A 21,949-nucleotide genomic window follows, 5' to 3' on the forward strand; every position below is an offset into this window, starting at 1 on the left:
GCGTTGCCTCACCTTGCCGTACTATCTGTACTGTCTGCGGCTTCGTCGCCTTGTCCTGATTTAAATTTAATCCACTATACATTACAACTAAATCATCACTCACCACACCATATCATGAACACATACTCCGAAGAACCCGACGGCTTCATCCTGTATGACGAAAGGCCCGATCCCTTCGACAACCGCCGCGCCAGCCGTACGCGCTTTGCGGCAGTAAACCTGCCCATTTTGCTGGGCATCAGCGCAGTGTCCGCACTATTGCTGTGGATTACCCAATCATGCTTGGGTCAATGCGGCATCAACCGGCAGGTCGGCGGCGCAGTGCATGTCTTTGCCATCGCCCTTTACGGTCTGCTGCACTATCAAAGCACTTGGCTGGAAAAACGCTGCAATGATGCAGGAAAGGGACATTATCCGGCGATATGGATGTTCAGAATCAGCCTCGTACTTGCCGCCATCAGCCTGATATTGCCGGTATTTACATTGCCTATGGTCGCAGGCGGACTGCTTCAATTCGTCTACGGCATGATATTGCCGTCCAACCCGCTGCCCAATCTGATGGGCTACCCCAAAGCCAACTCGACAGCCCTGCAAATCTGCGCGCTCTTAGCGTGTATCACGGCAGTGTTGATGGCTGTCGGATTGTTGCATTGGTTTTAAGTATTTCCCAATAAAGCAAAGGTCGTCTGAAAACCTTATCGAGAAGGTTTCAGACGACCTTTTTCAGTATGGCGGGCTCTAATCCGTCCAACCGCCCACCCCTACTTTCCTAACCCGCGTGCAACACAAATATCGTCGGGCGTTTTTTCAAATTCGGCAGCGTTTTTGATTTCCGCCAAGCGGCAACGGTTTGGCTGATGATTTCCTGCGTCGGTAAAGTCAGGTCGGTTGCGGTGCAGAGGCGGGTTTCAGGGTGCAGCGTTTCCAGCGCGTCGGCGAGCAACGCGTCATTGCGGTAAGGCGTTTCGATGAAAAGCTGGGTTTCGTTTTGCTGACGCGAACGCTGTTCCAAGCTCTTCAAAGCGGCGATACGCTCGCTTTTCTCGGACGGCAGATAGCCTTTAAACGCGAAATTCTGCCCGTTCGCCCCTGACGCCATCAATGCCAGCAACAGGCTGGACGGGCCGACCAGCGGACGGACTTCATAGCCGTGTCGGTGCGCCAATGCCACCAGATTCGCGCCGGGATCGGCAACCGCGGGACAACCTGCTTCGCTGAGGATGCCCATGCTGCGCCCTTCCTGCAAAGGTTTCAGAAGCTCGGGCAGGGTTTTCAAGTCGGTGTGTTCGTTGAGGGTTTGCAGGTTCAGCTCGCGGATGGGCGTCGTGATGCCCAAATGTTTCAAATGGGCGCGGGCGGTTTTCTCGGCTTCGACGACGAAATCGGTCAAGCCGGTAATCTGCGCCTGTTCGTGCGACAGCAGGCAGGGCGTATCGGGTGCGCCCAAAGGGGTGGGAATTAGGTAAAGAATCGGGGACATGATGGATTTCCTATACGGAAGGTCGTCTGAAACCGTCAAACGGCTGTTTTCAGACGACCTAAATGATTTCTACGCCTTCGTTTTTTAAAAACTCGACCAGTTTGAAGATGGGCAAACCGATAAGCGCGTTCGGGTCGCTGCTGTCTATTCGCTCCAGCAACGCCGCGCCCAAGCCCTCGCTCTTCGCCGCACCCGCGCAGTAAACCGCGTCCGGCTCGCGCGCCAGATAACGCTCAATCTGCCCATCTGTCAGCGCACGCATCACAACCGACGTGTTATCGACATGGCGCTGAATGCGTCCCGAAGCAGTATTCAAAAGCACGATTGCGCTGTAAAATTCAATCTTTCTGCCGCTTAAATCCCGAAGCATTTGTTGTGCATTTGCGACGTTCATCGGTTTGCCCAACTGGCGGTCATTGCACCACGCCACTTGGTCCGCGCCGATCACCAACGCGGCAGGAAATCGAGCCGCCAGCGAACGCGCCTTCCCTTCCGCCAAACGCAAGGCAGTATCCGCCGCGTTTTCACCCGCAGCAGGCGTTTCGTCGAAATCAGGCGCGGCAGTTTGAAAATTAACGCCCAAACGTTCGAGCTGCGCGCGGCGGAACACCGAACCCGAACCCAATATCAAAGGCAGTTTTGCACTCATATTTTGCTTAAAAATATTGACGTTAGACTGTCGAAATTATATCATACCCCGTTTATGTCAGACCCTAATTTGATTGACCCAGAAGTTTTCGCCTCCGAAAAGCAGACCCTGCAAGGCAGCTTCCTGCTTGAGGAATTGGACGAACGAGTCCGTTCGCACGATTATCCGGCCGACAAACAGACCAAAGTGTCGTTTACGCTGAGCGGCGGACGCGACCGACTGCAGCGTTTGTTTCTCGATTTGAACGTCAAAGCCGATATGCCGCTGATTTGCCAGCGATGTATCCGCCCCATGCCGTTTACGCTCGACGAAACCAGCCGTATTGTTTTGTTCGCCAACGAAGAGGACTTGGATGAAGCAATGCTTGCTGACGAAGAGTTGGAAGGCATGCCGATTGAGAAAGAACTCGACGTACGCGGGTTGGTGGAAGACCAAATCCTAATGTCGCTCCCCTTCTCCCCGCGCCACGAAAACTGCGACAATGCCGCGCTGGAACAAGTCAATCAGGACAAACCCAACCCTTTTGCTGTTTTAGCAGGTTTGAAAAGCAGTTAATCAGGACACAGTTTTATTTATCTAGGAGCTTGAAATGGCCGTTCAACAAAACAAAAAATCCCCTTCCAAACGCGGTATGCACCGCTCTCACGACGCTTTGACCGCGCCTTCTCTGTCTGTTGACAGCGTAACTGGCGAAGTACACCGCCCGCACCACATTTCCCCCAACGGTATGTACCGCGGCCGTAAAGTAGTGAAAGCCAAAGGCGAATAATCTTATTCGACTGACTGAAAAAGCCAGAATATTGCCATGCAATGCTGGCTTTTTTACATTACATCCGAACTGCCCGACTCCATGCCTGCCCATACTTCAAAATGCGGCACAAAATCCTTGCAGTTCAAACTGATACACCCCATTGAATCGGGAATCGCCATGAAACAGAAAATCTGGTACACCTACGACGACATCCACCGCGTGATCAAGGCGTTGGCGGAAAAAATCCAAAACTCCGGCGTCAAATACGATGCCATGATCGCTATCGGCGGCGGCGGCTTCATCCCCGCCCGTATGCTGCGCTGCTTTTTGGAAATCCCGATTTACGCCGTAACCACCGCCTATTACGACAGCGACAACGAAGGTCAGGTAACGGAAGAAGTCAAAAAAGTCCAATGGCTCGACCCCGTGCCTGACGCGTTGAAAGGCAAGAATGTGCTCGTAGTCGATGAAGTCGACGACAGCCGCGTGACCATGGAATTCTGCCTGACCGAGTTGCAAAAAGAAGATTTCGGCACCATCGGTGTTGCCGTCCTGCACGAAAAAATCAAAGCCAAAGTCGGCAAAATCCCCGAAGGCATCCCCTACTTCAGCGGCCTGACCGTAGAAGACTGGTGGATCAACTACCCTTGGGACGCACTCGACATCGACGAACACAACCGCCTTGCCGCCGAAGGCAAAAAATAAGCCCGCGACGGAGAAGTCCGCCTTCTCCCGAAACGGCAAAAGCAAAATCCGTAGAACACCGACAAAACGAGATTTTGCCTCTTTTCAGCGCATCTTCATAAAACGCATTAGAATGTGGAACGCAACCCTTCAATCCGAAGCCCCCGACCACACATACACCCCTTTTCAGACGACCCCGTACCGCGTATCGCAAAAAGGTCGTCTGAAACCGACTGTGAAGCCGAACAAACCCACAGAGGCAGCCGACACCGCCCCTCTTCCGCTTCACAGCACAAACCGGAGAACAACATGATTACATTGGCCGTAGATGCCATGGGCGGCGACTCAGGTCTCGCAGTTACCGTCCCCGGTGCCCTTGCCTTTTTGAAACAGCAGCAAGACGTACACCTCATTATGGTCGGCGACGAATCCGCCGTCCGCCAAGCCCTCTCCGCAGCCAACGCGCCGATGGAGCGCATTACCGTGCTCCACGCCTCCGAAGTCGTCGGCATGGACGAAGCCCCTCAGCTTGCCCTGAAAAATAAAAAAGACTCCTCCATGCGCATTGCCATCAACCAAGTCAAAGAAGGCACCGCGCAGGCCGCCGTCTCCGCCGGCAACACCGGCGCGCTCATGGCAACCGCCCGCTTCGTCCTCAAAACCATTCCCGGCATCGACCGCCCCGCCATCGCCAAATTCCTGCCCTCCGACAGCGAACACCTGACCCTCGCCCTCGATTTGGGCGCAAACGTCGACTGCACACCCGAGCAGCTCGTACAGTTCGCCATCATCGGCAACGAACTCTTCCAAGCCCTCTACCCGCAAAAAGGCAGCCCGCGCGTCGGCCTGCTTAACGTCGGCACCGAAGACATCAAAGGCACGGACACCGTCAAACAAACCTTCAAACTGCTCAAAAGCAGCAAACTGAATTTCATCGGCAACATCGAAAGCAATGGCGTCCTATATGGCGAAGCCGACGTGATTGTCGCAGACGGCTTTGTCGGCAACATCATGCTCAAAACCATCGAAGGCGCGGTCAAATTCATGAGCGGAGCCATCCGTCAGGAATTCCAACGCAACCTGTTCAACAAAATGGCCGCCGTCGCCGCCCTCCCCGCCCTGAAAGGCTTGAAAAGCAAACTGGATCCGCGCAAATTCAACGGCGCCATCCTGCTCGGCCTGCGCGGCATCGTCATCAAAAGCCACGGCGGCACAGACGATGTCGGCTTCAGCTACGCCTTAGAAGAAGCCTACCACGAAGCAAAATCCGCCAGCCTGTCGAAAATCGAACAAGGTGTCGCCGAACAATTCGCCGCCTTGGAAGCGATTAAGGCGGAACAAGCCGCGCAAGAAGCACAGCAAGCCGAAGAAAACAAAGTTTAAGACCTATCTGCGCAAATCCTCTAAGCGTGTTTGCCACATAGCGAAAGGGTCGTCTGAAATCCGTTTTCAGACGACCCTTTGAGTTTGAATCATTCAAAGTCAATCAACGTTTAATCAAAACAGCGCGGTCTAGCCCCGCCCTAATACCCCATTTGTCTGATAGGCTTCACTTTCTTATCGCAATACTTCAAACCGATACTGGTTTATCCTCTTCTATTTCTTTCCAACTCTGTTAGCAATAACCATTAAATCTTATTATTTTTCAATTAATTATATTAAATTTACGATTTCTTATCAATTTTGTATTGATAATTATTTTTATTAGCGTATAATCAAAACCACTCGGAAGCCGTCCGCTCCGAGCCATTAAACGACAGATTATCCCCTCTTCTTTTTGTCTCATTACCTTCGGAGTGCGCATATACGAGAAATACCGTTCCCATTTATATCAGATACTCAAAACCGAAAAACACAAAACCCGCTATCTCAACAGCGGGTTTTGTGTTTGTTTTGTATGGAGAACGACACAGCCCCCCATCAAACTGGAAATCGCAAGAAGCTGCTGACGGAATACCGCTCCCTCCCTGATGACACCCTTTCATCCGTGACCAAAAAGGTCATCTGAAATGGAAATCTCCAATTTCAGACGACCCCTAGTTAAACATCCAAAAATCAAACCCTGATATAAAACGTCGTCTGAAACCTGATGTCCGGTTTTCAGACGACGTTTTGATGCCGTTTATTTCAAGCAGTCTTACTGCTGCGTGGCAGGTTGGCTAACGGTTTCGCGTTTCAAACCGCCGCCGAGTGCTTTATAGAGGTCGGCGAGGTTTTCGAGGCGGGTGAGCTGGTTGGCAAGCAACGCGGTTTCTGCACTATAGCTGCTGCGTTCTGCGTCAAGCAGGTCGAGGGCGTTGGATACGCCGTGTTTGTAGCGCAAATTGATAAGGCGCAGGGAGTCGTTGTAAGCGCGGCTTTGTTTGTTTAGCGCGGCGTAGCTCTTGTCGAGTTGCTCGCGTGCGACCAAAGCGTTGGATACGTCTTGGAAGGCGGCTTGGACGGCGGCTTCGTAAGCGACGATTTGCGCCTCTTTACGCAGCTTGGCTACGTCGAGATTCGCTTTGTTGGTACCCCAGTTGAAAATCGGCAGGGTAATGGAAGGTGCAAACGACCAGATGCCCGTACCGCTTTTGAAGAGGCCGCTCAACTCGCCGGACGCGGTACCGACCGATCCGGTCAGGCTGATGGTGGGGAAGAAGGCGGCACGCGCTGCGCCGATGTTGGCATTGGCTTGTTTGAGCGAGTGTTCTGCGGCGCGGATGTCGGGACGGTTCAGCAGGACTTCGGAACTCAAGCCGGCAGGCAGTCGGGTGATTTTGAACTGTTTGCTCAAAGGCAGCGCGGCAGGCAGGTCTTCCGGCAGAGGTTGGTTAATCAGGGTTGCCAAGGCATTGCGGGCTTGTTCGCGGTTTTTGACGGCGTTCGCGTAATCGGCTTTGGCGGATTCAATCAGGGCTTCCTGTTGACGCAAATCGACGGCGGAAATCACGCCTGCTTTGTGGCGCATTTGGGAAAGTTTGTAGGTGGCTTCGCGGGTTTTGAGGACGCGCTGCGCCAATGCCATCGATTCTTGGGCGTACAGTTCGTTGAAATGGGCTTTAGCAACGGCGGCAATCAGAGCAAGGTGGGCGGCATCGCGGTTGGCGGCTACGCTGAAATAACCTTGCAATGCGGCTTGGCTGTTGCTGCGGACGCGTCCGAAAAGGTCAAGCTCATAAGCTGCCACACCCAAACCGACGCTGTATTCGCTGCGGGTAACGCCACCGCTCAAGCTGCCTGTCCGCGTACCGGTGCCGCTGGCGTTTATGCTCGGCAGCAAGTCGTTGCGGGCAATCATGTATTGTTTGCGGTAGATTTCGGCGTTCAGCGCGGCGGTGCGCAGGTCGGTGTTGCGTTCCAACGCGATGTCGATAAGGCGGTGCAGGCGCGGGTCGGCAAAGAAGTCCTGCCAGCCCAAGTCGGCGGCGCGGATGCCGTCGTCGAATGTGTCGTATTTGAAGGTTTCGGCAACTTCGACCTGCGGTTGTTCATATTTCGGGATCATGGTACAGGCGGACAGCGCGACGGCTGCGGCGACGGTACTCAATACCGTTTTGAATGTCATTTTGTTCATAAGGATTCCTTGGGGTCGTCTGAAACCGTATTTCGGTTTTCAGACGACCTTTTTGCTAGTGCTTGTTGTCCGTATTTTGATCTTCGTGGGAAATCATGCCTGCTTCGGCAGCGTGTTTCACGGCCATTTCATGTTCGTGCGCGCTTTCCTTAAAGAATTTACGCACAACCACATAGAACAAAGGCACAAGGAACACGGACAAAATCGTACCGATCAACATGCCCCAGAACACAGTCGTACCGATGGCACGCCGGCTGGCAGAGCTGGCACCGCTGGCGACATACAGCGGAACCACGCCCAAAATGAAGGCAAACGAAGTCATGATAATCGGACGGAAACGCAGGCGCGCTGCTTCCAGCGCGGCTTCCAGTGCGCTCTTGCCCTGTGCTTGCAGGTCTTTGGCAAACTCGATAATCAGAATCGCGTTTTTCGCACTCAAGCCCATTACGGTTACAAAGCCGACTTGGAAGTAAATATCGTTACTAAACGATGGAACGCTGTCCAACAAGGCTTCAAAAATATTGCGTCCGGTAACACCCAATGCCGCACCGACCAAGCCCAACGGAATCACGAGGATAACCGCCAGCGGGATAGACCAGCTTTCATAAAGTGCGGCAAGTACCAAGAACACGGCAGCAATCGCCAAGCCGTACAAAATCAAGGTTTGCGAACCGCCTTTGGCTTCTTCGCGCGACTGTTCGCCCCATTCAAGGCTGTAACCGCCTTCCATTTCGTCCACCATTTTCTGAACCGCAGCCATTGCCTGACCGGATGAAACACCGGTAGCCGGAGAGCCGGAAAGTTCCATAGCGGGATAGCCGTTAAACCGTACGCTTTGTTCCGTACCGTTTTCCCAAGAAACAGTAGCAATGGTAGAAAGCGGGACAGCGACACCGGAGCTGTTGGGCACAGTCAAGTTCAGGATGTCGGACGGCTGCATACGAGCAGAAGCATCAGCCTGCACCATCACGCGTTGCAGACGACCCTGGTTCGGGAAGTCGTTGACATAAGACGAACCCAAAGAGGAAGCCAGGGTCGTGCGGATGTCTGAGAACGAAATGCCTTGTGCGGCGGCGGCGGCACGGTCTATGTCGATTTTCAATTGCGGCGCATCTTCCAGACCACCGGCACGGACGGTGTTCGGGTCAAACAGACCGCTTTCGCGCATTTTGCCGATCAATTCATTGCGCTTCGCCAGCAATGCGGCATGACCGGTATTGTTGCGGTCTTGCAGGTTGATGGTCAGCCCTGAGCCGTTACCCAATTCCATAATCGGAGGAGGCGTAAGGGCAAAACCGACCCCGTCTTTGAGTGTACTCATCATCGTACCGTTCAACTTATTGGCGACAGAGGTTGCATCGCTGCCCGGCGTTTTACGCTCTTCCCAGTCCTTAAGTATGGCAAAACCCATTGCCATATTCTGACCGCTGCCTGAGAAACTGAAGCCGGAAACGGTAATGATGTCTTTAATTTCAGGAATGCTTTTCGCCAACTGGGTAACTTGCGCCATTGTCGCATCGGTACGCTCTTTGGTCGCACCCGCAGGCAGTTGTACGCTGACCATGATGAAGCCTTGGTCTTCAGTCGGCAAGAAGGAGGTCGGCAAACGCATAAACAGGAATACGCCTGCGGCTGCCAGACCGATATAGACAATCATCATACTGAACGTCTTACGCAGCACTTTGACAACCCAACCCTCGTAGCCATTCGTCCAATTGTCGAATTTTTTATTAAACCAACCGAAAAGCCCCTTCTTCTCTTGATGGTGCCCTTTCGGAATCGGCTTGAGCATGGTGGCGCACAATGCCGGCGTCAGCGTCAGTGCGAGGAATGCGGAGAATGCAATCGATGCCGCCATGGTTAAAGCGAACTGTTTGTAAATATTGCCGGTCGCACCGCTGAACATCGCCAAAGGCACAAATACGGAAATCAGGACGGCGGTAATACCGACCACCGCGCCGGAAATCTGACCCATCGCTTTTTTGGTTGCTGCTTTAGGCGGCAAACCTTCCGTCGCCATAATACGCTCGACGTTTTCAACGACCACAATCGCATCATCGACCACGATACCGATAACCAATACCATCGCAAACATGGTCAATACGTTAATCGACATGCCCATATAAGAGATGAAGGCAAAACCGCCCAACAGCGAAATCGGCACGACAATGGTCGGAATCAGCGTATAGCGGATGTTTTGCAGGAAGAGGAACATCACTACAAACACCAGTAAAACAGCCTCTCCAAGCGTACTCAACACTTTCTCAATCGAAATCTTAACGAATTTTGAAGTGTCGTAAGGCGTTTTCCAGCTCATGCCCTGCGGGAAGTATTTTTTCAAAACCTCCATTTTTTCCTTTACGGCAGTGGCGGTTGCCATAGCATTACCGCTGTTGGACAACATCACCGCCATACCGGTGGTGTTCACACCGTTCAGACGGGTGGAAGAGGAATAGTCTTCCATACCCAAGCTGACTTTTGCCACATCTTTCAGATAGACATTCGAGCCGTCGGTATTGGATACCAAAATGATGTTGCCGAACTCTTCAGCCGTTTTTAATTGTCCTTCCGCAGTAACGGTCGCCGAAATGGTCTGACCTTCAACGGCCGGTAAAGAGCCGATGGAGCCTGCCGAGATTTGGATGTTTTGTGTTGCAAGCGCATTGGTCACCGTAGCAAAAGACAGGTTGTAGTTTTGCAGTTTTTTCGGGTCAACCCAAATGCGCATGGCACGTTGCGCACCAAACAACTGCACCTTACCTACACCGTCGATACGCTGCAATTCAGGAATGATGTTGCGTTGTGCGTAGTCGTTCATTTCCTCGGTGGACTGTACGTCTGACGAGAGCATCACAATCATCAGGAAGTTTTCACGCGCCTTGGATACGGTAACGCCATATTGCTGCACGGCGGCAGGCAGGTTGCTCAATACTTCGGAAAGTTTGTTCTGCACCTCTACCTGCGCCAGATCCTCGTTGGTTTCAGGCGTAAACGTCAAACTGACCGTACCCGAACCACTGGAGTTGGCGGAAGTGCTCATGTAATCCAAACCTTCCACACCGTTCATACTGCGTTCGATAACGGCAAGCACGCTGTCTTCCATCACCTGCGCGGACGCACCCGGATAAGTGGCGGTCAGCGTAATGGTCGGAGCGGCAACGGACGGATATTGGGAAACCGGCAAACTCCTAATGCCGATAACACCCAATGCGATAATAAAAATCGCAATGACCCATGCAAAGATGGGGCGGTCGATAAAAAACTTAGCCATTGATGCCTTCCTTATTTAGCTGCGGATGCCGGTTTGGCTTCAGAGGTCGTCTGAACGTCTTTTTTCGCTTCGGAAGCAGCTTTGGGTGCGGCTCCGGCAGCAGATGCGGCAGCCTTTTCGGGAGGTGTCCATTCTTTAGGCGTAACCTTTTTCCCGCCACTCATGGATGCAATGGCGATGCCGTCAACAATGACTTTGTCGCCGTCTTTCAGACCCGCAGTGATCACCCAGTTGGTTCCCTGCTGCTGGGCGACTGTTACCTCGCGCGGCTCCATTTCGCCTTTGGCGTTCACAATCATCACGGTATCTTTCGTACCGCGCGTTACTGCCTGCTGCGGTACGACAAAAGCGTTGTCGGCAGCCACTTGTTCCATCAGGACGCGCACATAAAGACCTGACATCAAAATGTTTTTGTCGTTCGGCACTGACGCGCGCAGCGTGATTTGTCCGGTTGTTTCGTTCACAGACGGATCGGAGAACAACAAACGGCCTTTGTGCGGATAAACTTCGCCGTTGTCGAACTTGATGCCCACTTCAATCGCGCCATCCACGCTCGACAATTTGCCCTCGGCAACCTGTTGGCGCAGCTTCATCACTTCGGTCGCGGATTGAGTGATGTTCACATACATAGGATTGGTTTGGCGGATGGTCGCCAGTACGGTTGTATCGCCTGCGTTCAGCAGCGTACCTTCGGATACTTTGGACTGCCCGATGAAACCTGAAATCGGTGCGGTAATGCGCGCCCTGTTCAGATTGATACCGGCAGATTTAATCGCCGCCTGAGCCGCTTTGACGCTCGCCTCGGCAGAACGTTTCGCCGTTACCGCCGCATCGTAATCCTGTTTACTGATGGCATCGGCGGCGACCAGCGGCTTGTAACGCGCCAAGTCGGCATTGGCTTTGGCAAGGGTCGCCTGCGCGCCTGCCAATTGGGCGCGCGAGCTTTCCAGATCAGCTTGATAGGTGGAACTATCGATTTGATAAAGCGGCTGTCCGGCGCGGACATAGCTGCCCTCTTGGAACAGGCGTTTTTGGATGATGCCGCCTACTTGGGCGCGGACATCCGCCGTACGCAGCGACTCCAAACGGCCCGGCAGCTCGGTCGTCAGCGCGACGGTTTCAGGATGGACGGTAACGACACCGACCACAGGGGGCGGAGCTTCTTTTTGCGCAGCTGCCTGCTGCCCTTTTCCATCTTTTGCACCTTGCGTCGCATCGGAGCCTTTGTTACACGCTGAAAGAGCCAACGCAGTAGCGGCAGCGATTGCCGCCATGCGCATCACCTTAGAAGCATAAGAAGCCATTACATTTCCTATCTGTATAATTGTTATGAGGTTTTACCCTATACTTTGTCATCAGAGCCGATTTTTGGTTCCGAAACAACAATAACCTGCCTCAATATCCGGAGCAGGTCGTCTGAAAATTTATTTTATACTTGAGAGCCAATCTCAATTACGAGTGCCATTATACATACATGCTTGCATGGATACAAAGTATTTTTTATAATTCCCAATATTCCGCCCAATTGAAATAGGCATCATGCGGAAAACCAAAACCGAAGCCCTTAAAACCAAAGAACATCTCATGCTCGCCGCGCTGGAAACCTTCTACCAAAAAGGCATCGCGCGCACTTCGCTCAACGAAATCGCCCAGGCCGCCGGCGTGACGCGCGGCGCGTTGTACTGGCATTTCAAAAACAAAGAAGACTTGTTCGACGCCCTCTTCCAGCGCATTTGCGACGACATCGAAAACTGTATGCATCAGGACGCGGCCGATAGCGATGAACAAGAATGGTCGCTTTTCCGCCGCACCTTGATGCACTTTTTCACGCGCCTGCAAACCAACGACATCCACTATAAATTCCACAGCATCCTGTTTTTAAAATGCGAACACACCGAGCAGAACGCCGCCGTCATCGACATTGCGGATAAACATCAAGCGATTTGGCGCGAGAAAATTACCGAAGTCCTGACCAAATCCATTGCCCAACATGCCTTATCCGAAGATTTGGATACCGACATGGCGGTCATCTTCATCAAATCGATGCTGGACGGTCTGATTTGGCGTTGGCTCTCGTCCGACAAAAGTTTCGACCTTGCCCAAACCGCACCGCGCATGATTGACATCCTCTTGGACAATCTGAAAAACCACCCGCAACTGCGTAAGCAAAAATAACGGACTGCATACAAAAAGGTCGTCTGAAAACAAGCATCACACGTTTTCAGACGACCCGTTCCTTGTTTCAACAGGCGTTATATATTATGAATCAACCTGATAGACAAACAACGTCCGAACAATCCCTGCTTAACAAAAACGTCGTCTGAAACCCTTTTTCAAGTTTTCAGACGACGTTTTCTTATTTTCCTATCAACGCGTTACCGGCTTATATTTAATCCGTTTCGGTTTCGCGCCCTCTTCGCCGAGTCGGCGTTTTTTATCGGCTTCGTATTCCTGATAGTTTCCGTCGAAGAACACCCATTTCGAATCGCCTTCGCACGCCAAGATATGCGTGGCGATGCGGTCGAGGAACCAGCGGTCGTGCGAAATCACCATTACGCTGCCGGCAAATTCCAGCAATGCGTCTTCCAGCGCGCGCAGGGTTTCCACGTCGAGGTCGTTGGACGGTTCGTCCAGCAGCAACACATTGCCGCCGCTCAACAAGGTTTTTGCCAAGTGCAAACGTCCGCGTTCGCCGCCGGAAAGCTGCCCCGCGATTTTGCTTTGGTCGCTGCCTTTAAAGTTGAAACGACCCAAATATTGGCGGGCGGGGATTTCAAACTGTCCGACCTGCAAAATGTCGCGGCCTTCGGCGATGTTGTCGAACACGGTTTTGTCGTTTTGCAAACCTTCGCGGCTTTGGTCAATCAGGCTCATTTTCACGGTTTGCCCGATTTTCACTTCGCCGGAATCGGGCTGCTCTTTGCCCGCAATCATTTTAAACAGTGTCGATTTACCCGCGCCGTTCGGGCCGATGATGCCGACAATCGCGCCCGCAGGTACTTTGAAGCTCAAATCGTCAATCAGCACTTTGTCGCCAAACGATTTGGAAACATTCACAAATTCAATCACTTCATTACCCAAACGCTCGGCGACGGGAATGAAGATTTCCTGCGTTTCATTGCGTTTTTGGTATTCGTAGTTGCTCATTTCTTCAAAACGTGCCAAACGCGCTTTGGACTTGGCTTGGCGGCCTTTGGCATTTTGGCGCACCCATTCCAATTCCTGCTTCATCGCTTTCACGCGCGCGGCTTCGGATTTCGCCTCGTTTTCCAAGCGTTTTTCTTTCTGCTCCAGCCAAGACGAGTAATTGCCTTTCCACGGGATACCGTGTCCGCGGTCGAGCTCCAAAATCCATTCGGCGGCGTTGTCCAAGAAGTAGCGGTCGTGCGTTACCGCAACGACCGTGCCGGGGAAGCGCACCAAGAATTGCTCCAGCCATTCGACCGATTCAGCGTCCAAGTGGTTGGTAGGTTCGTCCAGCAGCAGCATATCGGGCTTGCTCAACAAGAGTTTGCACAAAGCAACACGACGTTTTTCACCGCCGGACAAATTGCCGATTTTGGCATCCCATTCCGGCAGGCGCAGCGCATCGGCGGCGATTTCCAATTCGTGTTCCGCACCACCGCCCGTGGACGAACCCGCTGCAATAATCGCTTCCAAGCGGCCCTGCTCCTCCGCCAGCGCGTCAAAATCCGCATCGGGGTTGGCATACTCGGCATACACTTCCTCCAAGCGTTTCTGCGCCGCAGCCACTTCGCCCAAACCGCTTTCCACTTCCTCGCGTACGGTTTTCTCAGGATCAAGCTCCGGCTCTTGCGGCAGATAGCCGATTTTGATGCCGCCCATCGGCACGGCTTCGCCCTCAAATTCCTTATCCACGCCCGCCATAATCCGCAGTACGGTGGACTTGCCCGCGCCGTTCAAACCGAGCAGACCGATTTTCGCGCCGGGGAAGAAAGAAAGGGAAATATCTTTAATGATGGTTTTCTGCGGCGGCACAACCTTGCTCACGCGCAGCATAGAATAGACGTATTGTTGGGACATAGTATTCTCAATTCGGTCAAACAAATTTCAGACGACCCATTTTAACCGATTGCACCGATTGTTGCTTGCACGGATGATATTTAGAGGGGAAATAGATGGAGTGGATTGATTTGTTCGGATTTGGAAGAAGGTCGTCTGAAATAATGGTTTCAGACGACCTTTCTTCATTTTTTCACGAGAATATCCCCAACCCCCGCGCAGCCCTACTCTTCAGCCTGCCGCCTGCTTTTTCCAATCGACACTCCCTGCCAAGTCGGTATTGAAATGCGCGCCGATGTTTTGCCGCCTGGCGTATGCGGCTTGGGCGACGGCGAGGCTGCATTCGAGCAGGTTGCGGTTTTCGTATTCGGACGCGGTGTGCGGTTCGGTTTGGTTTTGCTTCCAAAGCCGCAGTTGGGCGATGGCGCGGCGCAGGTCGGTATCGTTGCGGAGAATGCCCAGATGGCGTTGGTTGAACGCTTGCAGGACGGGGCGGCTGAATGTGTTTTGGAGGTCGTCTGAAAAGATGCCTGCTTCGGCGTAGGGGTTTTCAGACGACCTTTTGGACGGTACGGTTTGGAACGCTTGTCCGTCTGCGATGGTTTGGGCGGCAAGTCTGGCGGTAACGACGCATTCGAGCAGGGAGTTGCTGGCGAGGCGGTTGGCTCCGTGCAATCCTGTGCAGGCGGTTTCGCCTAAGGCGTAGAGCTGCGGCAGGGAGGTTCTGCCGTAGGGGTCGGTTTGGATGCCGCCGCAGGTGTAGTGTTGCACGGGGCGGACGGGGATGGCTTGGCGCGTGATGTCCAAGCCGCATTGGGACAGGCAGTGCCGATGAATGGACGGGAAATGCCGGCGGACGAACGCTGCGGGTTGATGGCTGATGTCGAGCGAGACGAAATCTTGCGTTTGTTTGGCGATTTCGGCGGCGATGGCGCGGGCAACGATGTCACGCGGCGCGAGTTCGGCGCGGCGGTCGTAATGCGGCATAAACCGTTCGCCCGATTGGTTGGTCAGGATGCCGCCTTCGCCGCGCACGGCTTCGGAAATCAGGAAGGTACGGCCGTTTTCAGACGACCTTGCCAAGCCTGTGGGGTGGAATTGGATAAATTCGAGGTTTTCGACTGCGCAGCCTGCGCGTATCGCCATGGCGATGGCGTCGCCCGTGCATTCGGGCGGCGTGGTGGTGGCGGCGTAAATCTGTCCCAAGCCGCCGCCTGCGAGTACGGTATGGCGGGCGCGGATGCGGTAGGGTTCTTGCGTTCGGCAGTCGAGGACGGTCAGTCCGCACGCTGCGCCTGATTCGGTTTGAACGTCCAACGCCATCTGCCGCTCGCAAACGCGGATGTTCGGGCGGCGGCGTATTTGGGCAATCAGGCTCTGCATGACGGCTTCGCCCGTGTAGTCGGCGACGTGGGCGATTCGGCGGCAGGTATGCCCGCCTTCGCGCGTCAAGTGCAGGTCGTTATTATTTTGGTCGAACGCCACGCCCTGCGCCAGCAGCCATTCGATTGCCGGTTTGCCCTGCGACAGGATGGTGCGGACGGCGGCTTCGTCGCACAAACCTGCGCCCGCTTCCAAGGTATCGGCAACGTGTTTTTCGATGTCGTCCTCTCCCGACCACGCCGCCGCAATTCCGCCTTGCGCATGACGGCTGGCGGTGTCGTCCAGCCGGTTTTTGCACAAAATGACGATGCGGAACGACTCAGGCAGCGACAGGGCGAGCGTCAGTGCCGCCAGCCCGTTTCCGGCAATCAATACGTCGCAATCGGTTTGCATGGTGTTGTCCTTGTTTGAGAGGTCGTCTGAAACGGCAATATGGACGGCAAATCAGGCGGGGCCCATGCCGTTGAACACATCTTTTTTCTTCAGCCCTGCCGCGAAGTCGAGCATACGCTGCAAAGGCAGTTTGGCGGCTTCGCCCAGCTTCCTGTCCAACAGGATTTCGTTGCACCCGCCTGTCAGGGCGTATTTGATGCCGCCCAGCGAATTCATCGCCATCCACGGGCAGAATGCGCAGCTTTTGCAGCTTCCGCCGTTGCCCGCCGTCGGGGCGGCGATAAACTCTTTGTCGGGCGCCTGCTTTTGCATTTCGTGCAGGATGCCCAAATCGGTCGCCACAATGAATTTTTTTTCGGGACGCGATACAGCGGCTTTCAGCAGCTTGCTGGTCGAACCGACCACGTCGCCCAGTTCGATGACGCTTTGCGGCGATTCGGGATGAACCAGCACCACCGCGTCGGGATGTTCCGCCTTCAGTGCCGCCAGCTCCTGCCCCTTAAATTCGTTATGAACGATGCACGAACCCTGCCACAGCAGCATATCCGCACCCGTTTCGCGGCGGATGTAGTCGCCGAGGTGGCGGTCGGGCCCCCAAATCAGCTTCTCGCCGCGCGCTTTCAAATACGACACGATTTCCAACGCCACCGAAGACGTTACCACCCAGTCGGCACGCGCTTTCACGGCGGCGGAAGTGTTGGCGTACACTACGACTGTGCGGTCGGGGTGTTGGTCGCAAAACGCCGAAAACGCCTCTTCCGGGCAACCCAAATCCAAAGAACATTCTGCTTCCAAATCAGGCATCAGCACCGTTTTTTCAGGGCAGAGGATTTTCGCGCTCTCACCCATGAAGCGCACGCCCGCCACCACCAGCGTACCGGCCTCGTGTTCCGCGCCGAAGCGCGCCATCTCCAGCGAATCACCCACGCATCCGCCCGTTTCCAAGGCCAAATCCTGAATCAGCGGATCGACGTAATAATGCGCCACCAAGACCGCGTTTTTCTCCTTCAGCAAAGCCTTGATTTCGTCTTTCAGACGACCTGCCGTCTCGCGGTCGGGCGTGTCGGCAACCTTCGCCCACGCCTGACGGATTTGGCAGGCGGAAGTCGGCGTCTGAATGAGGGGCATATCGTAGTCGAACGAGCGGCGGGCGGCGGTTTGCATGATGTTTCCTTGTAGCTGGTTTTTGAGGCGGCATGAAGGTTTGCCGTCTGTTTTTCAAACTGTTTTTATATTATGCTCAACTTGAGTATAATATGCAAGGTCGTCTGAAAACAGGTTTGAGATACCGCAAAACCGACCCGCTTCGTTCCGACAAACCGCTTTGGTTTACAATAAAGCCTTTCCCACCCGCAGAAAGCCGAGCATGGACGCCTACCCCGAAGCCGAAGCCCCGCCGCAAAGCATCGTCGAGCTGGTTCCCGTATTGATTGCCGTTACCGACGGCGGCCTGAGGGTGTTGACCGTCGCCCAAGGCACGCTCCTGCCCAACGGCCCGCTCTCCCCCCTGCGCAATTCCCTGCAGGCGGGCGTGAAGCTGTGGGTCGCCAAGCAGACTTCGCAGCCTATGGGCTATGTGGAACAGCTTTACACCTTTGTCGATACCCACCGCCGCAACGAACACGGCATGCCCGTCTTGTACGTCAGCTATTTGGGGCTGGTGCGCGAGGCAGCCGACAGCATCCTGCATCCGGATGCGAAATGGCAGGACTGCTACGGCTATTTCCCTTGGGAAGACTTGCGCACCGACGGCGGGCAGCGCGACGCCATCGTCAGCCGCCTGCGCATTTGGGCAAACTCGGCAGACACGGAGGAAGTGCGCCAAAAGCGGCTCAAGCGCATTCACTTGTGCTGGGGGGTCGAACCGGAAAACTGGTCGGAAGAATACGTTTTGCAACGCTATGAAATGCTGTATGAAAGCGGCCTGATAGCGGAAGCCGCCGAGCCGCAGGCAAACTTCGACTTCACGCTCACGGGGCAGCCCATGCGCCACGACCACCGCCGCGTACTGGCGACCGCCCTGTCCCGCCTGCGCGCCAAAATCAAATACCGCCCCGTGATTTTCGAACTGATGCCGCCCGAATTCACGCTGCTGCAACTGCAAAACAGCGTCGAAGCCATCAGCGGCAGATTGCTGCACAAGCAAAACTTCCGCCGCCAGATTCAGCAGCAAAACCTCATCGAGCCGTCGGATACCGGCGTATCGGGCAGCAAAGGCCGTCCCGCGCAGCTTTACCGCTTCCGCGACGACGTCCTGCCCGACAGGCTGATTTCGGACATCGGACTGCCGCTGGGCAGCCGTTAGCCCGTTTTCAGACGGCCTTAAATGAAGTTTTAACCTCGCCGCAACACCAATATTTTTCAACAAAGGAAACCCCATGTCGTCTGAAAACACCCTCTTCCCCCTGCCCGACACCCTGTTGCGCCCCATGGTCGAACAAGCCCTGAGCGAAGACTTGGGCAGGCGCGGCGACATTACGTCCGCCGCCGTTATCGCCCCCGATAAAACCGCCAAACTCTTCCTCGTCAGCCGCGAAGACGGCGTCATCGCCGGCATGGACTTGGCGCGCCTCGCCTTTCAGACGATGGATCCGTCCGTCCGCTTCCAAGCCGAAATTCACGACGGGCAAGCCGTCCGCGCACGTCAGACGCTGGCTGCCGTCGAAGGCAACGCCCGCGCCCTGCTCGCCGCCGAACGCACCGCGCTCAACTACCTCACGCACTTGAGCGGCATCGCCACCGCCACCGCTCGTGCCGTTGCCGAAGTCGCCGAATACGGTACAGACATCGTGTGCAGCCGCAAAACCATCCCCCTGCTGCGCGTCCTGCAAAAATACGCCGTCAGAGCAGGCGGCGGCGTGAACCACCGCATGGGTTTGGACGACGCCGTGCTCATCAAAGACAACCACCTCGCCTATTGCGGCAGCATCGCCCAAGCCGTGCGGCAGGCGAAGCAGGCAGTCGGACCGTTGACCTGCGTGGAAATCGAAGTGGACACGTTGGCACAACTGGACGAAGCCATCGCGGCGGGCGCGGAACGGATTTTGCTGGATAACATGAACGACGAAACCCTGAAAGAAGCGGCAAACCGCTGCCACACGCAAACCGCCCACCCCCACACCGTCTATTGCGAAGCATCGGGCGGCATCGGCTTCGACCGCCTGAAGCGCGTAGCGCAAACCGGCGTAGACGGCATCGCCCTCGGCTATCTGACCCACAGCAGCCGCTCGTTGGACATAGGTTTGGATTTCGTGGCGTAAATTTTGCCGAAGACAGCGGCGCAGAAAGAAATCCATTCAAAAACGCCCGTTTCGTCATTCCCGCACAGGCGGGGTAAAGATGACGAAACGGGCGTTTTCTGGAGTGGATTAAAATTGCAATGATAAGGCGTTGCCAACGCCCTTATGTACTTTAGCTAAATTACTTTATTTTCGACACGCAACTTACCGCTTGTCGTCATTCCCGCGCAGGCGGGAATCCATTTTTGAAATTCAGAAACTGTTTTTCAAATCAAGGTTTCACAAGTTTTACAATGGATTCCCGCCTGCGCGGGAATGACGGAAAAAGTATTAAAAACTGGGAAGATAGGCGATATATGTGATACGGCAAACAGGGTTACAGTTGCACAAAGGTCGTCTGAAACCCCTTCACCTGATTTTCAGACGACCTCAATCCATATCGCTTTCGGGCAATTCTGCCGAACCCATGCGACGCAGGATGATGTTGGTTTTGTTGCGCAGGCGTTTGCTTTTGGGGTTGTCGGCGTAAAACAGCGGCGCGGGGACGCGGGCGGCGAGTTTGGCGGCCTGCTGTTTGGTCAGGTTGGCGGCGGGTCTTTTATAGAAATACTGGGACGCGGCTTCTGCGCCGAATACGCCGTAGTGCCATTCAATGGCGTTCAGATACAGCTCGAAAATGCGGTCTTTGTCGGTAACGGCTTCCATCATTGCGGTAATCGCGGCTTCTTCGCCTTTGCGGATATAGCTGCGGCTTTCGTTCAGAAACAGGTTTTTGGCAAGCTGTTGGCTGATGGTTGAGCCGCCTGCTTTGACTTCGCCGCTTTGTTTGTTGCGCTTGATGGCGTATTGGATGCCGCCCCAGTCGAAGCCGCCGTGTTCGGCGAATTTGGCGTCTTCGGAGGCAATCAGGGCTTTTTTCAGGTTGACCGAAATGCGGTCGTAAGGTACCCAGCGGTAATCGAGTGCGACATCTTTGCCTTCGCTTTGAAACTGCCGCATCCGCATCGCCATGAAGGCGGTTTTGTTCGGCGCGACGGCGCGGTAAGTGATGATGTTGCCGTACACATAAGCGTTGAAAAAGATAAATGCGCCCAAAGGCAGGGCAATCAGCCATTTGATGATGCGGAACATTTTATAACTCTCTCATATATTGGACGACGGGCAGGACATCGGGCGCGAAACCGCGCCAAAGCCGGTAGGAAGCTGCCGCCTGTCCGACCAGCATGCCCAACCCGTCGGCGGTTTGTTTTGCACCTGATTGGTGGGCAAACGCTAAAAACGGCTCTGCCACTTCGCCGTAAACCATATCGTAAGCCAAGGTGCAATGTTCAAAGACTTTGGGCGATACGGCGGGAAGCTGTCCGCTTAAGCCGCTGGATGTGCCGTTGATGATGATGTCGAAGCCGCCTTCCAGTTCATCCAAAGGTACGGCATCTATATCGAAATGCGCCGCCATTTCCGCCGCTTTGGCATGGGTTCGGTTGGCGATAACGATGCGCGCGGGGCGGTATTCTTTCAATACGGGAATCACGCCGCGCACCGCGCCGCCTGCGCCGAGCAGCAAGACGGTTTTGCCCGACATTTCCACGCCCAGCCTTTTTGAAATATCGTCCGTCAGCCCGATTCCGTCGGTATTGTCGCCGCGTATTTTACCGTTTTCCAGCAAAATCAGCGTATTGACCGCACCCGCCGCCAACGCGCGTTCGGAATGTTCGTCCGACAAGGCAAACGCTTCCTGCTTGAACGGTACGGTAACATTCGCCCCGCGTCCGCCGTCGGCAAAAAACGCTTCAACCGCCTGCGCGAAACCGCCGATGTCGGCGCAAATGCGTTCATATTCGATTTCAACGCCTTCCTGCAAGGCAAACTGCCGATGGATTTGCGGCGATTTGCTGTGTGCGACGGGGTTGCCGAAAACGGCATAACGGGGGAGGGCAGTCATGGTCGTGTTCCAAAAGACAGGAAGGCTATTTTATAACGGCGGCGTACAGATGGAAACGATGCCGTCTGAAACGGTTGTCAGGTAGCATGGCGGAATGTTTGTTTCTTGAAAAAAAAAGTCGTTTTTTTTTTGTTATAATTTAACTTTATTTTGTTGACAAGGACGAAAGGGGCGGACATGAAAAAGATGTTGTGCTTGGCAGTATTTGCATTAGGGTTGGCAATGCCGGCGGTGGCGGCGGATTGGGTGTGGGTAGAGATTGACAGTGACAATAATACCACGTTTGGTGATGCAGACAGCCGTACGGGCAATAGAGCATGGTTTGAAATAAGGCTCGCCAAGCCGCAAAAGAATGGCAATGGAAAATTTTATAATACAGTGAGAGCGTTGGAAGAAATGGATTGCAGTGGTAAACGTCATAGGGCTTTGACGGCAACGAGGTATTCCAAATCGGGAAAATCTATCGACTCTGAGACACGATCCTATGCCGAATGGGATTATGTTATTCCCGGTACGGCTGGAGAGAGTGCGTACAAATTTGTCTGCAACCGCTATCCCCGCTGACCGTTTTCAAACCA

At 54.2% G+C, this 21,949-nt stretch carries 20 protein-coding genes; 10 read left to right on the plus strand and 10 right to left on the minus strand.

The annotated features are described in order from the left end of the window. Positions 1-114 precede the first annotated feature (114 nt). Positions 115-660: a hypothetical protein gene (locus tag MON40_RS11130; RefSeq protein ID WP_003756533.1), complete on the plus strand. Its 546-nt coding sequence runs from the start codon at positions 115-117 to the stop codon at positions 658-660. A 109-nt stretch (positions 661-769) separates the two neighbouring features. On the opposite strand, the gene MON40_RS11135 is transcribed toward MON40_RS11130, so the two are convergent. Both MON40_RS11135 and MON40_RS11140 read right to left on the minus strand, forming a co-directional pair. Further along, positions 770-1,480: an SAM-dependent methyltransferase gene (locus MON40_RS11135; protein ID WP_039862730.1), complete on the minus strand. Its 711-nt coding sequence runs from the start codon at positions 1,478-1,480 to the stop codon at positions 770-772. A 58-nt stretch (positions 1,481-1,538) separates the two neighbouring features. Next, a complete protein-coding gene (locus tag MON40_RS11140) occupies positions 1,539-2,129 on the minus strand; it encodes a Maf family protein (protein WP_003776446.1) in 591 nt (196 codons plus the stop codon). Positions 2,130-2,183: 54 nt separating this feature from the next. Between MON40_RS11140 and MON40_RS11145 the strand changes: the two genes are divergently transcribed. From MON40_RS11145 to plsX, 5 genes are all read left to right on the plus strand, one after another. Next, a complete protein-coding gene (locus MON40_RS11145) occupies positions 2,184-2,684 on the plus strand; it encodes a YceD family protein (protein ID WP_003776445.1) in 501 nt (166 codons plus the stop codon). A 34-nt stretch (positions 2,685-2,718) separates the two neighbouring features. After that, positions 2,719-2,898, plus strand: a complete 180-nt coding sequence (gene rpmF / locus MON40_RS11150) for a 50S ribosomal protein L32 (RefSeq protein WP_003744026.1) — start codon at positions 2,719-2,721, stop codon at positions 2,896-2,898. A gap of 159 nt (positions 2,899-3,057) precedes the next feature. Continuing rightward, a complete protein-coding gene (locus MON40_RS11155) occupies positions 3,058-3,585 on the plus strand; it encodes a phosphoribosyltransferase (protein ID WP_029609809.1) in 528 nt (175 codons plus the stop codon). Between the two features lie 112 nt (positions 3,586-3,697). Next, complete coding sequence (locus MON40_RS11160; protein ID WP_003756542.1) at positions 3,698-3,877, plus strand: hypothetical protein; 180 nt, start codon at positions 3,698-3,700, stop codon at positions 3,875-3,877. Further along, on the plus strand, positions 3,874-4,947 hold the full coding sequence (gene plsX / locus MON40_RS11165; RefSeq protein ID WP_003776441.1) for a phosphate acyltransferase PlsX: 1,074 nt from the start codon (positions 3,874-3,876) through the stop codon (positions 4,945-4,947). The genes MON40_RS11160 and plsX overlap by 4 nt, the downstream gene beginning before the upstream one ends. A 754-nt stretch (positions 4,948-5,701) precedes the next feature. On the opposite strand, the gene MON40_RS11170 is transcribed toward plsX, so the two are convergent. The 3 genes from MON40_RS11170 to MON40_RS11180 are packed head-to-tail and all read right to left on the minus strand — an operon-like array spanning position 5,702 to position 11,695. Next, on the minus strand, positions 5,702-7,120 hold the full coding sequence (locus MON40_RS11170; RefSeq protein ID WP_003776439.1) for an efflux transporter outer membrane subunit: 1,419 nt from the start codon (positions 7,118-7,120) through the stop codon (positions 5,702-5,704). Positions 7,121-7,175: 55 nt separating this feature from the next. Further along, positions 7,176-10,391, minus strand: coding sequence for an efflux RND transporter permease subunit (locus MON40_RS11175; RefSeq protein WP_003776437.1), 3,216 nt, complete (start codon positions 10,389-10,391; stop codon positions 7,176-7,178). Positions 10,392-10,402: 11 nt separating this feature from the next. Then, positions 10,403-11,695 (minus strand): efflux RND transporter periplasmic adaptor subunit, encoded by a 1,293-nt coding sequence (locus MON40_RS11180; RefSeq protein ID WP_003756555.1) that lies wholly within the window; start codon positions 11,693-11,695, stop codon positions 10,403-10,405. A gap of 235 nt (positions 11,696-11,930) precedes the next feature. Between MON40_RS11180 and mtrR the strand changes: the two genes are divergently transcribed. Further along, positions 11,931-12,566, plus strand: a complete 636-nt coding sequence (gene mtrR / locus MON40_RS11185) for a multidrug efflux system transcriptional repressor MtrR (RefSeq protein ID WP_003776435.1) — start codon at positions 11,931-11,933, stop codon at positions 12,564-12,566. 192 nt (positions 12,567-12,758) lie between these two features. On the opposite strand, the gene ettA is transcribed toward mtrR, so the two are convergent. The 3 genes from ettA to nadA form a co-directional block, all read right to left on the minus strand. Then, positions 12,759-14,435, minus strand: a complete 1,677-nt coding sequence (gene ettA / locus MON40_RS11190) for an energy-dependent translational throttle protein EttA (RefSeq protein WP_003756559.1) — start codon at positions 14,433-14,435, stop codon at positions 12,759-12,761. 210 nt (positions 14,436-14,645) lie between these two features. Next, positions 14,646-16,190 (minus strand): L-aspartate oxidase, encoded by a 1,545-nt coding sequence (nadB, locus tag MON40_RS11195; RefSeq protein ID WP_003776433.1) that lies wholly within the window; start codon positions 16,188-16,190, stop codon positions 14,646-14,648. 51 nt (positions 16,191-16,241) lie between these two features. Continuing rightward, complete coding sequence (nadA, locus tag MON40_RS11200; RefSeq protein WP_003776432.1) at positions 16,242-17,354, minus strand: quinolinate synthase NadA; 1,113 nt, start codon at positions 17,352-17,354, stop codon at positions 16,242-16,244. A 202-nt stretch (positions 17,355-17,556) separates the two neighbouring features. Here nadA and MON40_RS11205 point away from each other — a divergent pair, with 202 nt between their 5' ends. Both MON40_RS11205 and nadC read left to right on the plus strand, forming a co-directional pair. After that, a complete protein-coding gene (locus MON40_RS11205; protein ID WP_003741522.1) occupies positions 17,557-18,495 on the plus strand; it encodes an NUDIX hydrolase in 939 nt (312 codons plus the stop codon). Positions 18,496-18,568: 73 nt separating this feature from the next. Beyond that, on the plus strand, positions 18,569-19,450 hold the full coding sequence (nadC, locus tag MON40_RS11210; protein ID WP_003776428.1) for a carboxylating nicotinate-nucleotide diphosphorylase: 882 nt from the start codon (positions 18,569-18,571) through the stop codon (positions 19,448-19,450). Between the two features lie 408 nt (positions 19,451-19,858). Here the strand turns inward: nadC and mtgA are convergent, their stop codons facing one another. Both mtgA and aroE read right to left on the minus strand, forming a co-directional pair. Beyond that, a complete protein-coding gene (mtgA, locus tag MON40_RS11215; protein ID WP_003756572.1) occupies positions 19,859-20,560 on the minus strand; it encodes a monofunctional biosynthetic peptidoglycan transglycosylase in 702 nt (233 codons plus the stop codon). A gap of 1 nt (position 20,561) precedes the next feature. After that, positions 20,562-21,371 (minus strand): shikimate dehydrogenase, encoded by an 810-nt coding sequence (aroE, locus tag MON40_RS11220; RefSeq protein WP_003776424.1) that lies wholly within the window; start codon positions 21,369-21,371, stop codon positions 20,562-20,564. A 177-nt stretch (positions 21,372-21,548) separates the two neighbouring features. Here aroE and MON40_RS11225 point away from each other — a divergent pair, with 177 nt between their 5' ends. Then, a complete protein-coding gene (locus MON40_RS11225; RefSeq protein ID WP_003776422.1) occupies positions 21,549-21,935 on the plus strand; it encodes a surface-adhesin E family protein in 387 nt (128 codons plus the stop codon). The last annotated feature ends 14 nt before the right edge of the window (positions 21,936-21,949 follow it).

The sequence above is a fragment of the Neisseria macacae ATCC 33926 genome, from assembly GCF_022749495.1.
Lineage (GTDB): Bacteria > Pseudomonadota > Gammaproteobacteria > Burkholderiales > Neisseriaceae > Neisseria > Neisseria macacae.

What these genes read in the sequence shown, in the direction of transcription:
- aroE (WP_003776424.1), bottom strand. Translation starts at nt 21,371, where the DNA reads ATGACTGCCCTCCCCCGTTATGCCGTTTTCGGCAACCCCGTCGCACAC.
- MON40_RS11180 (WP_003756555.1), bottom strand. Translation starts at nt 11,695, where the DNA reads ATGGCTTCTTATGCTTCTAAGGTGATGCGCATGGCGGCAATCGCTGCC.
- rpmF (WP_003744026.1), top strand. Translation starts at nt 2,719, where the DNA reads ATGGCCGTTCAACAAAACAAAAAATCCCCTTCCAAACGCGGTATGCAC.
- ettA (WP_003756559.1), bottom strand. Translation starts at nt 14,435, where the DNA reads ATGTCCCAACAATACGTCTATTCTATGCTGCGCGTGAGCAAGGTTGTG.
- nadA (WP_003776432.1), bottom strand. Translation starts at nt 17,354, where the DNA reads ATGCAAACCGCCGCCCGCCGCTCGTTCGACTACGATATGCCCCTCATT.
- nadB (WP_003776433.1), bottom strand. Translation starts at nt 16,190, where the DNA reads ATGCAAACCGATTGCGACGTATTGATTGCCGGAAACGGGCTGGCGGCA.
- mtgA (WP_003756572.1), bottom strand. Translation starts at nt 20,560, where the DNA reads ATGTTCCGCATCATCAAATGGCTGATTGCCCTGCCTTTGGGCGCATTT.
- nadC (WP_003776428.1), top strand. Translation starts at nt 18,569, where the DNA reads ATGTCGTCTGAAAACACCCTCTTCCCCCTGCCCGACACCCTGTTGCGC.
- MON40_RS11160 (WP_003756542.1), top strand. Translation starts at nt 3,698, where the DNA reads ATGTGGAACGCAACCCTTCAATCCGAAGCCCCCGACCACACATACACC.
- MON40_RS11155 (WP_029609809.1), top strand. Translation starts at nt 3,058, where the DNA reads ATGAAACAGAAAATCTGGTACACCTACGACGACATCCACCGCGTGATC.
- MON40_RS11170 (WP_003776439.1), bottom strand. Translation starts at nt 7,120, where the DNA reads ATGAACAAAATGACATTCAAAACGGTATTGAGTACCGTCGCCGCAGCC.
- mtrR (WP_003776435.1), top strand. Translation starts at nt 11,931, where the DNA reads ATGCGGAAAACCAAAACCGAAGCCCTTAAAACCAAAGAACATCTCATG.
- MON40_RS11175 (WP_003776437.1), bottom strand. Translation starts at nt 10,391, where the DNA reads ATGGCTAAGTTTTTTATCGACCGCCCCATCTTTGCATGGGTCATTGCG.
- MON40_RS11145 (WP_003776445.1), top strand. Translation starts at nt 2,184, where the DNA reads ATGTCAGACCCTAATTTGATTGACCCAGAAGTTTTCGCCTCCGAAAAG.
- MON40_RS11205 (WP_003741522.1), top strand. Translation starts at nt 17,557, where the DNA reads ATGGACGCCTACCCCGAAGCCGAAGCCCCGCCGCAAAGCATCGTCGAG.
- MON40_RS11135 (WP_039862730.1), bottom strand. Translation starts at nt 1,480, where the DNA reads ATGTCCCCGATTCTTTACCTAATTCCCACCCCTTTGGGCGCACCCGAT.
- MON40_RS11130 (WP_003756533.1), top strand. Translation starts at nt 115, where the DNA reads ATGAACACATACTCCGAAGAACCCGACGGCTTCATCCTGTATGACGAA.
- MON40_RS11140 (WP_003776446.1), bottom strand. Translation starts at nt 2,129, where the DNA reads ATGAGTGCAAAACTGCCTTTGATATTGGGTTCGGGTTCGGTGTTCCGC.
- plsX (WP_003776441.1), top strand. Translation starts at nt 3,874, where the DNA reads ATGATTACATTGGCCGTAGATGCCATGGGCGGCGACTCAGGTCTCGCA.
- MON40_RS11225 (WP_003776422.1), top strand. Translation starts at nt 21,549, where the DNA reads ATGAAAAAGATGTTGTGCTTGGCAGTATTTGCATTAGGGTTGGCAATG.